The organism is Alteromonas sp. CH_MED4-4 (genome assembly GCF_037029575.1).
Lineage (GTDB): Bacteria > Pseudomonadota > Gammaproteobacteria > Enterobacterales > Alteromonadaceae > Alteromonas > Alteromonas macleodii.
Map to the genome: position 1 here is coordinate 49,772 of NZ_JAYMEU010000022.1, position 12,147 is coordinate 61,918.

General features: G+C 43.7%; 12 protein-coding genes and 1 pseudogene. 8 read left to right on the forward strand and 5 right to left on the reverse strand.

Translation table 11 applies throughout. The features are described 5' to 3' along the window. Window positions 1-584: 584 nt before the first annotated feature. Window positions 585-1,871 (forward strand): glucose-1-phosphate adenylyltransferase, encoded by a 1,287-nt coding sequence (gene glgC, locus WA381_RS14865; RefSeq protein ID WP_014976266.1) that lies wholly within the window; start codon window positions 585-587, stop codon window positions 1,869-1,871. A gap of 69 nt (window positions 1,872-1,940) precedes the next feature. On the opposite strand, the gene WA381_RS14870 is transcribed toward glgC, so the two are convergent. Both WA381_RS14870 and WA381_RS14875 read right to left on the reverse strand, forming a co-directional pair. Continuing rightward, complete coding sequence (locus tag WA381_RS14870; protein ID WP_014976265.1) at window positions 1,941-2,753, reverse strand: alpha/beta fold hydrolase; 813 nt, start codon at window positions 2,751-2,753, stop codon at window positions 1,941-1,943. A 71-nt stretch (window positions 2,754-2,824) separates the two neighbouring features. After that, window positions 2,825-4,147: a spinster family MFS transporter gene (locus tag WA381_RS14875; RefSeq protein WP_014949150.1), complete on the reverse strand. Its 1,323-nt coding sequence runs from the start codon at window positions 4,145-4,147 to the stop codon at window positions 2,825-2,827. 169 nt (window positions 4,148-4,316) lie between these two features. Here WA381_RS14875 and WA381_RS14880 point away from each other — a divergent pair, with 169 nt between their 5' ends. Then, the gene (locus tag WA381_RS14880; protein ID WP_039229981.1) at window positions 4,317-5,132 is read left to right on the forward strand and encodes an acyl-CoA thioesterase; all 816 of its coding nucleotides are present in this window, start codon (window positions 4,317-4,319) and stop codon (window positions 5,130-5,132) included. A 39-nt stretch (window positions 5,133-5,171) separates the two neighbouring features. Here the strand turns inward: WA381_RS14880 and WA381_RS14885 are convergent, their stop codons facing one another. Next, window positions 5,172-6,017, reverse strand: coding sequence for an HDOD domain-containing protein (locus tag WA381_RS14885; RefSeq protein WP_014976262.1), 846 nt, complete (start codon window positions 6,015-6,017; stop codon window positions 5,172-5,174). 489 nt (window positions 6,018-6,506) lie between these two features. On the opposite strand from WA381_RS14885, the gene WA381_RS14890 reads away from it, so the two are divergent. Continuing rightward, a complete protein-coding gene (locus tag WA381_RS14890) occupies window positions 6,507-7,796 on the forward strand; it encodes a glycosyltransferase (RefSeq protein WP_156086275.1) in 1,290 nt (429 codons plus the stop codon). Between the two features lie 21 nt (window positions 7,797-7,817). Here the strand turns inward: WA381_RS14890 and WA381_RS14895 are convergent, their stop codons facing one another. Further along, window positions 7,818-8,210 (reverse strand): SufE family protein, encoded by a 393-nt coding sequence (locus WA381_RS14895; protein ID WP_061094802.1) that lies wholly within the window; start codon window positions 8,208-8,210, stop codon window positions 7,818-7,820. A gap of 16 nt (window positions 8,211-8,226) precedes the next feature. After that, entirely contained in the window at window positions 8,227-8,622 is a 396-nt protein-coding gene (locus tag WA381_RS14900) for a DUF2750 domain-containing protein (protein ID WP_101564202.1), read from the reverse strand. Between the two features lie 317 nt (window positions 8,623-8,939). Here WA381_RS14900 and WA381_RS14905 point away from each other — a divergent pair, with 317 nt between their 5' ends. The 5 genes and pseudogenes from WA381_RS14905 to WA381_RS14925 form a co-directional block, all read left to right on the forward strand. Beyond that, window positions 8,940-9,659 (forward strand): hypothetical protein, encoded by a 720-nt coding sequence (locus WA381_RS14905; RefSeq protein ID WP_156086274.1) that lies wholly within the window; start codon window positions 8,940-8,942, stop codon window positions 9,657-9,659. Window positions 9,660-9,841: 182 nt separating this feature from the next. Further along, window positions 9,842-10,651: an exodeoxyribonuclease III gene (xthA, locus tag WA381_RS14910; RefSeq protein ID WP_156086273.1), complete on the forward strand. Its 810-nt coding sequence runs from the start codon at window positions 9,842-9,844 to the stop codon at window positions 10,649-10,651. Between the two features lie 43 nt (window positions 10,652-10,694). Next, window positions 10,695-11,336, forward strand: coding sequence for an energy-coupling factor ABC transporter permease (locus WA381_RS14915; RefSeq protein ID WP_014949142.1), 642 nt, complete (start codon window positions 10,695-10,697; stop codon window positions 11,334-11,336). A gap of 200 nt (window positions 11,337-11,536) precedes the next feature. Further along, window positions 11,537-11,803 (forward strand): FIST C-terminal domain-containing protein, encoded by a 267-nt coding sequence (locus WA381_RS14920; RefSeq protein ID WP_231506455.1) that lies wholly within the window; start codon window positions 11,537-11,539, stop codon window positions 11,801-11,803. Between the two features lie 154 nt (window positions 11,804-11,957). Continuing rightward, window positions 11,958-12,134: pseudogene (locus WA381_RS14925) on the forward strand (ATP-binding protein); the annotation flags it as partial. Window positions 12,135-12,147: the final 13 nt, after the last annotated feature.

Genomic DNA, 12,147 nt, shown 5'->3' on the forward strand with positions numbered 1-12,147 from the left:
GAAAGGACACTCAGCAATAAAACCTTATGATGCATGAAGTAACCACTTCGTTTATCGAGCAAAGTGTAGACTAACTTTCTACAGTTTAAAAATGGGTGTCTACACAGTGATTTGCTTTGATCGAGGGTCTCTTCTGGATGCCATGATGAAATTGAGTTGCGTGTCTCGCTAACTTTTTTATCGTCAAATTTACTAAGTAACTAACTCATAGTAGCGATGGGTATCATGCTAAAATTTTAATTCAAGAAGCCTATTCCAGTTTAAGAATAAGAGATAGGGGTGGGTGTCTTTGTAAGAGCAACAGTTGAATGCCATTGGATGAGATTAAGGGAATTAAGATGGGTGTCTCTGTAAGGGCGAGAGCCCCCCAACCTACAATTTTTTAAAAACATTTACCATTTCATCACAAAGCATGAAAATCGCGCTGTCATTCTAAATTATCTTGTGTAATATGGATTTAGGTTATCAAGAAAGCCTGTTCAATCAGGCCTATCATGCATAGCGCAGTCAATCGCAACACTTCGTTTTCTTTTTATATTTCTATCGATACACAGTTGTCGCTTTATTACAGGAGTTTATAGGAAATGGCAGATCAAAGTTCTCGTTACATCAGTAACCTTACTCGCGATACATATGCGCTCATCCTCGCGGGTGGTAAAGGTTCTAGACTACACGAGCTCACTAATTGGCGAGCCAAACCGGCACTTTATTTCGGCGGTAAATTTAGAATTATCGATTTCCCGCTATCAAATTGTGTTAATTCAGGTATCCGTCGAATAGGCGTGGTTACCCAATACAAGTCGCATTCTCTTATTCGTCACTTGGTTCGCGGTTGGGGTCATTTCAAAAAAGAACTTGGCGAATCTGTAGAAATCCTACCCGCTTCTCAACGTTTCTCCGACAGTTGGTATGAAGGAACCGCAGACGCGGTCTTCCAAAATATAGATATCATTCGTGATGAGCTTCCAAAATATGTCATGATCCTTTCAGGCGATCACATCTACCGTATGGACTACGGTGATATGTTGGCCAAGCACAAAGAGTCTGGTGCCAAAATGACGGTTTCATGTATGTCAGTGCCCTTGGAAGAAGCCGCAGGTGCGTTTGGCGTTATGTCGGTTGATGAAAACTACCGTATTAACGGATTTGAAGAGAAGCCAGCTAACCCGACCCCACTTCCTAATGACCCAACGCGCTGCTTAGCATCTATGGGCAATTACGTGTTTGATACAGAGTTTCTATTCGAGCAATTACGTGTTGATGCTGAAAATATGGGCTCTCAGCGAGACTTTGGTAAAGACATCATTCCATCAATCATCGCCGACCACCCAGTATACGCCTATCCTTTTGAGAAAAGTGGCGGAGACAACGCCTATTGGCGCGATGTAGGTACTATCGATTCATTTTGGGAAGCCAATATGGAAATGGTTGCTCCTGTACCTCAATTGAACCTCTACGATAGAAAATGGCCCATATGGACATACCAAGAGCAACTGCCACCAGCAAAATTTGTTTGGGAAGACCACGACAGACGTGGTGAAGCGATTAACTCCGTAGTTTCTGGGGGTTGTATAATTTCAGGCTCTACACTTCGTTCATCTATTTGCTTTTCCAATGTACGCGTACATTCCTATGGCCTTATTGAAGACGCCGTAATTCTTCCTGATGTGGAAATCAAACGCCATTGCAAGCTGAAAAAGGTGATTATCGATCGAGGTTGTGTCATTCCTGAAGGAACTACAATTGGTTACGATCACGAGCAAGACAAGGCACGTGGGTTCCGCGTATCTGAAAAAGGCGTGGTACTGGTGACGCGAGAAATGTTAGGTCAGCCCGTGGGTGGACTAAGCAAGCCTAGAAAGCACGACTAACTCATTTATCCTAATGTTATGGCGAGATTGATTTTGGCGTTAAAGCGCTTAAATCAATCTCTGTAATATTTAATTCGCCTCATTACTCCACTGCGTTAATGTACGCTCAATAAAGCTCGCTACCTGCTCAGGGTGTTCTAGTGGAAACATATGGCCACCATCGAGCACGCTATGCTCAATAGCATTATGCTTCAGAAGCCTCGAGTACATTTCTGGCTTACACACGTTACTTTTGCTTCCTGTCGCCAATACGGCCGGACACTTAAGCTTTCCTTTATATTTACCCAAATTGTGCGGAACATTGCGAAACAAATCTGCTTCTACTTCTGCACGAAATGTGAGCGAAATATTGTCCCCCTTCAAGGCGGTTACAGATTTTACATAATCGCGCACGCATCGTTTATCCATATCCCTAAACAATGCTTTGCTGTGAAAGTACGCCACCATATCAGTATTGCTTGGCCAACTGGTATTGCGTGTTTGCGCGAGTTTCGCTGGCGTAAGCTTGTTAATTAACGGCGTGTGTTTCGCGAATTTAAAAAAGTAACTTAACGGGCCGACAACAAGTGGCGGATCGAATAAAATGATGCCTCTGAACAGCTCTGGCGCTTCGCAAGCCGCCATGTAGGTAATTACAGCACCAAATGAATGCCCAATACCATACACGCCTCGCGGATCCTTGTTCTCTTTTTTTATATGCTTGATAAGTTCTTGAACTTGATTGCGCCAGTTACCATTCACAGGAAGCTGAGGATCGTGTCCGAAGCGCTCAACATGAAGACGGTGAAAGTGATCAGGTAACGCTGAAAACATCGCATTATAACTACCTGCCGGAAATCCATTTGCATGGGCAAAATGAAAACTCAACTCTGACGACGTCACCAATACACTCCTTTATACTTAAACAACAAAGGGGCTTTAAATCAGCCCCTTAGCATGAAAGTTCGATAATACTATAAGCCTCTGGCTTCTGCCATTTCCCAATCTTTTACAATCTTCGTGCTCGTCCATAAGAACACGGCAATAGAAAGCGCGTAAGGAACTACTAGGTAGATGAGAGCCTGTCTCAATGCCTCCGTCTCGCCTAAAGATGGCACCAATGCTTGGCTAATAATACCAGTCAGCGTTGGGCCACCGCCCAGCGCAATGATGTTCAATACAAAGAAGAACAACGCTGTCGACATAGCTCTTACGTTTATTGGAGCTAGTGTCTGTGCCATCGCAAAACTTGGGCCTAGGTATGAACCACTGGTGAATAACAACAGCGCCATGAGCCCTACTGATAACCACAAATCTTGCACTTGTAACGATGCATAAAATGCCGGCACACCAATAATAAGTGCGATAGCGGGCAATAACGCATAAGCTTTTTTATTGTGCTTACCCCATCTATCAGCAATATAGCCTCCTAGCCATACACCGAGCGCATAGGCGGTGCCATTGATAATGCCAAAAACGATTAGCAACTGTGTAATATCTAAACCCGCAAAGGCGCGAACGTAGTAATCAATTACCCATGTCGATATGGCATAGTTACCGAATGATCCAAAGGAAATACCCAGTGCCATTCCCCACCACGTCGGAATTTTCAGTAGCATCTTGAGAGACGACTTTACACTCGGCTTGTTCGCATCATCTGCGCTTGGTAAAGAGACCGTTCTGGCAGGTTCCTTGACCGTGAGCTTAAGCAAAATAGCCAGTAACACCCCTGGAATACCCACGCTGTACATTACCGTTCGCCAGTCGGCAGAACCGCCCTGTAAAAAGAACGCTGATGCAAAAAACGCAAGCATAACGCCAAAAGGAATACCTAAAGAGTATATTGCGAGCGCGCCCGCGCGTTTTTCTTTAGGGAATAAGTCAGAAATAATACTGTGGGACGGTGGACTACCACCCGCTTCACCGATGCCGACACCAATACGTGCTATGGCAAGCTGCATGTAATTGGCAGCTAACCCAGATGCAGCGGTAAATCCACTCCAAAGCGTTAGAGAGATCGCAATGATATTAACGCGGCTGTACCTGTCGGCAAGCCATGCAATTGGGATCCCCATCACGGTATAAAGTAGCGCAAAGTAGATGCCTTTAAGCCACCCAAGTTGGGCGTCATCTAACCCCAAATCGGCTTTGATAAAAGGAGATAGAATCCCAATGATTTGCCTGTCTATAAAGTTAAAGGCATACACCAAGGTTAATATGAATAGAACGTAATTCCGGTAACTTCTAGATGCTCCTGCTTCTGCAGCGGGAATACCTTCAACGTGAGTATGGGCCATAACAGTCCTTTTGAGTGACAATAGCTCAGTCTATGCATTAGGCAAAAAAATAAACAACTAATTGTTACTTATTTGTTAACATAACGAAAATTTCTAACTGAGGCTTTTCGTTCTATAGCGCTTAAGGTACGATGACAAACACTTAACTCATCAGACCAGACAAGCAAATATGACAGTAGATGAATTGCTCAATATTCCTCAATTATCTCAAACTTCGGAAAACACATGGAAAGTTGATGGACTAGTTATCCCTAAGACGTGGGGACAGGGACGAACTGCGTTTGGAGGAATTTCTGCCGGTATGCTTTACACCGCAGTAAAGCAGCAAGTCACTGATAACCGTGTGCTGCGCTCTTTTACCACCAACTTTGTCGGTCCCCTATCTCTTGAAGCGCCTTTTTCTATCGAAGTAACGCTACTTAGAACAGGGAAAAATGTCTCTCAGTTCACCGCTCATGCTATTCAAGACGGCAAAAGCTGTGTTTTTTCGCAAGCCTGTTTTGGTGTTGCGCGTCAGTCAGGTATTCAAGTTGAGAATACAGATACACACGACATGCCTCAGCCGAATAAAGCAAAGTTCATCCCGCAAATACCTAAAGTTACGCCTAAATTCTTACGCTATTTTGATTTGGCAATTGAAGATGGCGGCATTCCATTTACGCGCAGAAAAACCAGCCATTATCACGGCTTTATGCGCTTCAAGCAGCCCCCCGAAGCCATCACTGATGCACATATCATTACTATGATCGACGCATGGCCACCTACACTTTTACAAATGATGAAGCTTCCGGCACCAGCCAGTACAGTAAGTTGGAACTTGGAATTTATCCATCCTCACAAGCCGGTAAGCCCGACAGACTGGTTTGCTTATAAAGCTCACACAAGACAAGCTGCAGATGGTTATGGCCATACTGAAGCGACGATTTGGGATAAGGATAATGAAGTGATTGCCATCAGTAGGCAAACCGTAGCGATTTTCGACTGATCGCTACGGCATTTCGAAAAGCACGTTAAAAACGTTACGTTAATACAGCATAAACGCGTTAGGGTTAAACAGGGAAATTACCGAAATACACTGCAGGTTGGTTATATCTAGCGCGTCTTCTAAATCTTCGCGATTAAGCGACAATGCCTCATGCAATTCTGGCTTTAAGTTGTGATAACTCGGGTAGATCTCAGGGTTAACGTTATCGAGTGCCAACACATAGGAGAGTTGTAGAATCTTCTCATCTGTAGAAGCAGACTCCTCCTCTTCTTTGTGGATACTGGCAATTGGCGTATAAATAGAGCTTGGAATATCCCACTTTTCAATTAATCTTGCCGATAATTCCGCATACGTGAACCCTAGCACTCCAAATTGAAGTTCAGCAGGACTTACTCTGGTGTTAAATGCCTGACAACGGGTTGCCGACTCAGGCAAAACCGAAACGGTTACCAGCTCGCCTATGTTGTGAAGCAGCCCCGAAACAAAGAGTCGCTCAGGCTCACGAATATTGCGCATATCGGCAAAGTATTTTGCCAAGAGACCGCACGATACACTTTGCTCCCAAAACTTGTCGAGATCGATACGTTGACCGTCTACATCACTGAATGCTTGGCTTACGCCATAAGCCAGTGCCAAGTCGTAAGTGGAGCGGGTCCCCACTACCTGGATGGCTCTTGTGACGGTGTCTATTTTATTAGGAAAACGATAGAGCGCTGAGTTTGCTACTCTTAGCAATTGCGTTGCCAATGACGGATCGAAAGCAATAATATCGCCGATGTCGTCAATGCTTGAAGCTTCATCATCCATACAAGCTTTAAGTCGAGTTACCGAATCAGGTAAAACAAAGAGGTTTTCCGCTTTCGAAACTAATTCATCTAAATTCATTCGTGCACTCTCTTTCATGCCGCCTTTGTCAATATAGCGTTGAAGGCACCTCCATTCGCCTTGTGTCCATTAAGGTATAGGCACAAAAATGTAGTTGGTCAATAAGTATCAACTAGTAAAAAAGTATGATTTCTTTACTAATCATTAAGTTAACCTGAATCCTTCATAAGCCTTGATACCGCGGGGCTCATTTTCAATTTGAAAATCTTGCTTTACGCTGAACATCAACAATCCACGCAACGCCGCTGATACGCACTACACTCGTGTATTCAGCGCATCCCTGGAAGGCCTGTATTATAGCTTTTTGCCCCTTTTTACATACAAATAATTCTAATACACAGAAAAACTTAGGGTAATTACCTATAAGAATTAGATTTTCTAAGGAACACTTGCTTTTGTAATGACCAATTCAAATTTATGGTAGTATTTGCATACTATTCACTATGCCCTTGATGGCAAAATTCTTAAAGCAAAAGTTGTAATCCATCCATGTTAAATGTCGCTGTTATCGGTTATGTGTGGCCTGAGCCAAATTCTTCGGCCGCGGGCCAAAATATGTTAGCTATTATTAAGCGTTGCTTATCTGCCGATTTCAATGTGACATTTCTGACCGCTGCCACCGATAGCGACCATAAAGAAGACCTTACAGCATTAGGCGTTGATGTGCATTCTGTGGCATTGAATTGTAGTTCTTTTAATAGCCAAATAGCGCATATAAAGCCTGACGTTGTTATATTCGACCGCTACATGACAGAAGAGCAATTTTCCTGGCGAGTAAAAGAAGCGTGCCCAGATGCACTTCGAGTTTTAAACACTGAAGATTTACACAGCCTGCGTCAGGCTAGGCACGAAGCGGTAAAACAGGACAATGATGCTCGCCTTGCTCAGTTAAATAGCGAATTGGCGCAAAGAGAAGTTGCAGCAATACTAAGAAGCGACCTTACATTAGTAATTTCAAAACGAGAAATGGCGCTTTTGACGGAACATTACGGTGTACCTAGAGCGCAGCTCCAATACCACCCTCTTGTTGTAGGAAAAACGCCCCTCGTCACGCTTACTTTTGAGGAAAGAGCGCACTTTGTTCATATTGGAAACTTTCGCCATGCGCCTAATTGGGACGCGGTCCTGCAACTAAAGCAAAGCATATGGCCTGAGATAAGAAAAGCGCTACCTAAAGCAGAATTGCACATATACGGCGCTTACCCGCCTAAAAAGGCCACCCAACTGCACAACGAAAAACAAGGCTTTTTGGTAAAAGGTTGGGCCGAAAATGTGGAATCTATAATGTTGAGCGCAAAGGTGCTGATTGCTCCTTTACGATTTGGCGCAGGCATTAAAGGCAAACTAATTGATGCGATGCGCTGCGCTACTCCTAGTATCACCACGTGGATAGGCGCAGAAGGTATCACCTCAACCGATTCAATCACTGCTAATAGCAATGTACAGGAAATCGATGAGCCAAAGCAGCTAGCGCAATGGCCTGGTGCGCTTTGTAGCGCGAATACAACTGACGCAGCGGTTATTCAAGACTACGTAGAACAAGCTGTGGCACTTCACAATGAAAAGTCTACGTGGGATAGCGCTAGTAACTTAACGGCGTCAGTGCTTAGCTCATTTGAAAGCCAACAGCCAGAAGTGCCGTTAATTGAAAAAGTCATTGGTTTAAAACAGTCGCTTAACACGCATAGAAACGGTTTATTTATGCAAAGCTTGTTGTGGCATCAAACACTGACAGCGAGCAAGTACATGAGCCAGTGGATTGAAGCAAAAAGTAAATAACGGCAGCCACTAGTTTAGCGGCTAGATGCCCTTTAATTTAGCTATTACAGATTTAATCCCGTTTCCACGGGACTGACTTAAGTAGCGTTCCAGCTGACAGCGAGACAAATATCTCTCAAAGTCGAATTCACTGCGCTGCTGCGGGGTTAACTCGTTTGCTTTTTCTAACAATACTGCAAGCACGCCGCGGATCACTTTGCTAGGCGAGTAAGCCATCAAACTGCCTTGTTCGTCAGAAGTGGCGAGCCATACCGGGCTTTCACACCCTTCTACTTCTGTTTCAGCCGAACGTTTTTCCGCTGGAAGCGGGACAAGCGATTTACCCGCAAGCATCAGTGTACGAGTAAAATCGTCCCATCCTTTCGCGTTAGCCAAAGATGAAGCCAGAGGAAGCAAAGTTTCGAGAGAACTCATGATCTCTATACCTTGCTTAATTTCCGCTAAGCTCTGAGGCCAAATCATCTGCAGTCATAACTAGGTTTTCAACATCACTCGTGGTGGGGAACATTACTAGCTCAACGCCATTCTTATCAAGGCCTGGCAACCAAGTTTGTGTAAACTCATCGAGTGTAATATTCACGCATTGGCCCTCAATTTCGTTTATATCTACAAACTTTTGAGCTAAATCGTGATGCGGGAATACTGGTAGCTGAACGCTTTCACCACCTTCAAACATCACAAAACCTTCACTACCTTGCACCATCCAAATTTCATTTGCTTTTGCAATATAGCTCACTACAAGCTCTTGTCGGTCTTCTGCACTTAGCTTCATCGCTTGCTCGATAACCGCATCACTCAATTTGTCTGCAACTGTTTCTGGAAACACGTTATTTCACCTATCTCAAATTTTGCGGCAAGTATACCTGCCCCAGTAATAGGCGCAATGCAATAAGCGTTAAAAAAGCCCCCTCGGCTAACACACTTACAAAGACACCCATCCATAGCTCTTCTTCATCATCAAAAACATTATTAAGAAGACACCCAAGTTTACCCCTGAAATTACGGGAATCACTCCCGGTTGTAACTCGATCAGCCATTACATTATTAACATTGACATTTTTCGCCCGTTACGAAGACACCCATGATAAAGTTAGAGCAAATCATCCAACGCTGTGAAAGCTTAAACGCAAAGACCTTTACCTCATGCGCAATCTATTTACTGCTCTTAAGCAAGACACCCATGCCAACCACGCTATCTTGGAAAATACCTTTCCCTTCTCGATGTACCACAAAGATAGTGAGTTTAACCATGAGGCCTATCTTGCCATCCTTAACATCATGAGGGTGTTTCACCAAACAACAGCAGAAACCGTAAAACAGGCTGCACTCCAGACCCCTTCCCTTAGCCGCATCGCCTCAATGCTCAATAGCGAAGTTGTTCTACTAGCGCTTAACAATGACACCCACGCGTTGTCGTCCGCAACACTGTCTGCTCAACAACGTTACAATGACCCCCATGCCAAGCTCGAACCTACTACAAGAATAAAAAACAAAGATGAGCCAGTCTTAAACGCCCAGGCTATCGCACAGTTTACTCCTTGCTCCAATTCAACCACCAGCCATGCCATCGCAGCTATCTATGTATGGTTGGGCTCATCAATGGGCGCCAACATTATTGTTAGGCGGTTAGAAGCCATGACGTTAGATATTCCTACCGAGTATTATCAAGCGATGGCAGGATGTGCCAAAGCCTGGGTGTCTTTCAAACAAGAAGTAGAAACACTCTTACCCGAGCTCGGCCTAGATAATGAAAGCTTTGTTAAGAACGCGGTGCAAGACGCAAATGCTTGGTTTGAGTTTTTGATTTCACTGGGCAAGCGCACGGCACCAAATGCCACTCCCTACCATGAGGCAAACGTGTGATTAAGGGATAACTAAATTTATGCTAATGACGAGATTTTAATACACAGCGATTTCACCATTAGCTATAAATAAACTTAATCTAGCCAATCGACTGAATGCATTAATATAGTGGCAAAACGTCGTTAAGCGGTCGTGCACTTTCTGGTAAACTCTAGCCAAATTCGAAGCAAACACTAAAAAGCATGAAAGTAATCTCATTTAATATAAACGGTATTCGCGCTCGTCTACATCAACTTCAGGCGGTTATCGACGCACACCAACCCGATATTATTGGCTTACAGGAAATTAAAGTTCACAACGAACAGTTTCCGGTAGAAGCCGTTGAGGCCATGGGCTATCACGTTTATTTCCACGGACAAAAGAGCCATTACGGCGTTGCTTTTTTGGCGAAGAAAGAGCCGCTTTCTGTGTCGATGGGTTTCCCAACAGATGACGAAGACGCCCAACGTCGCATGATTATTTTAAAAACCACCGATGATGCTGGCGAGCCCGTTACCGTTCTAAATGGTTACTTCCCTCAAGGCGAAAACGAAAAGCATGAAACCAAGTACCCAGCTAAGCGTAAGTTCTACAGAGACTTAATGACTTATTTAGATGATAACCACACACCAGATGACAACGTAATTGTTATGGGCGATGTCAACATCTCTCATACAGACTTGGACATTGGCATTGGTGAAGACAACCGCATACGTTGGCTGAAAACTGGAAAATGCAGCTTCTTGCCGGAAGAGCGTGAGTGGTTGAACACGGTAATTGACTGGGGCTTTGAAGATAGTTTTCGAACACTCAACCCAGAGACAAACGACAAGTTTTCATGGTTCGATTACCGCTCAAAAGGATTCAACGATAATCGTGGCCTTCGCATAGATTTGATTTTGGCAACAAAACCGCTTCATGCAAAACTACATGACGCCGGTATTGATTATGAGCTGAGAGGCATCGAAAAGCCGTCTGATCATGCGCCTATTTGGGCTGAGTATAAAGGGTAAACAGTACTAAATACTGCTCCCCGCCATTAACTAAGGAGTAAATTTGAGTTCACTACAACTGCTAGCATTGCTGATTTACGGTGTATTATTACTCGGTGCGGTCAGGCATGTAGACTTTACTCATTTTGCGAGTAACAAGCAGCAGCAACACCTTATTTTTGGTACTGCTGCTTCGCTTTTCGTTCTCTGGTTGTTTAAAGCAGGCATCTTCGAGGGCCTAGATGTTCATTTTCTAGGCCTTTCAGTTTTGACATTAATGCTCGGCTTTAGAAACGCTATTATTGCATCGTTTATCGCGCTATTAGGCGCAAACGCAGTCGGCTACGGAAGTTGGGAAAACTTTGGCGTTAACGGGCTACTCGGCACCGTTGTACCTATTGGCATAACCTATCTATTTTATATGCTTTCTTTTCACCGTATCCCTCGACAACTTTTCGTGTACATTTTTGTTTGTGCCTTTTTCCCTGCCGCTCTTTCTATTGCATTAAAGACGCTAACGCTCGGCGCATTTTATTACATTGAAGGTACATATACTTGGGACATCATTTTTGACAACTACGTTTTGCTTATACCACTTTTGGTCTTTCCTGAAGCTCTGTTAAACGGTATGGCGATAACGCTTTTAGTGATCTACCAGCCAACGTGGGTTTATACCTTTCACGACAAGTTTTACCTCGATAATTAAGTTCTCTTCAACACAGTTACTGTAACTCATCAACTAATGTTTAATAAGCTTTTTCTAATTTCAATCTATTATTAAAGAGTATGGTTGAGTGGTAAAAGCCGAATCTATATACAAACATTTTCGTTGGAGTGTAACGACGCATCTAGTATGGCGTCCGAAATAGATAGGTTATTTAAAGCCCAGCATAAATTTGGTGTGCGTTGCCACCAGTAGAAGAAGGTGAAGAGTTGGTGTTGATGGAAGGTAGCATTTCAAGCGTTACCTCTCGTGCAGAGCGGGTGATAAACAATGCAGTTGTGTTGCTGCCCGAAAACAGAACGCCTATTGGCGTATTAATGATTTACTGCGCAGGATGTCGCTTGATGGTTGGAGACGAAATTAATTTCATGCTGGATTCGCTGCAAAAAAATTTCCAGCATTACCTATTTGCGGCCCGTTTACTTTTGGCGAGCAAGGGCGCTTTTTAGATAGCAAGAACAGACACGGCAATCTTATGATATCAGCGGTAGTGTTCTCTCAATGAATAAAGATTATGAAAATGTTTTAGAAGATCTATCGCTTATTTACCGTCTTAAACAGCAGGCTGAGGCACATAAAAAGGAAAGCGATGCTTTGCTATAAGGCACTGGATTAGGACTTTATATCTCGTTCTCCATCGTTGAAGCGATGGGGGGAACCATTAGCGTAGAAAGTGAAGTAAACGTGGGCACCACATTTACCCTATCTTTTCCAACGAAGTTGGAAGATAAAAAAACCGCACAAGCGTGCGGTTTAGATACGTTTGACAGCAACTCCTAGTCGCTTATATCAA

Coding starts and splice junctions, on each gene's coding strand:
- WA381_RS14895 (WP_061094802.1), bottom strand. CDS start 8,210: ATGAGTTCTCTCGAAACTTTGCTTCCTCTGGCTTCATCTTTGGCTAAC.
- WA381_RS14880 (WP_039229981.1), top strand. CDS start 4,317: ATGACAGTAGATGAATTGCTCAATATTCCTCAATTATCTCAAACTTCG.
- WA381_RS14875 (WP_014949150.1), bottom strand. CDS start 4,147: ATGGCCCATACTCACGTTGAAGGTATTCCCGCTGCAGAAGCAGGAGCA.
- xthA (WP_156086273.1), top strand. CDS start 9,842: ATGAAAGTAATCTCATTTAATATAAACGGTATTCGCGCTCGTCTACAT.
- WA381_RS14890 (WP_156086275.1), top strand. CDS start 6,507: ATGTTAAATGTCGCTGTTATCGGTTATGTGTGGCCTGAGCCAAATTCT.
- WA381_RS14905 (WP_156086274.1), top strand. CDS start 8,940: ATGCGCAATCTATTTACTGCTCTTAAGCAAGACACCCATGCCAACCAC.
- WA381_RS14885 (WP_014976262.1), bottom strand. CDS start 6,017: ATGAATTTAGATGAATTAGTTTCGAAAGCGGAAAACCTCTTTGTTTTA.
- glgC (WP_014976266.1), top strand. CDS start 585: ATGGCAGATCAAAGTTCTCGTTACATCAGTAACCTTACTCGCGATACA.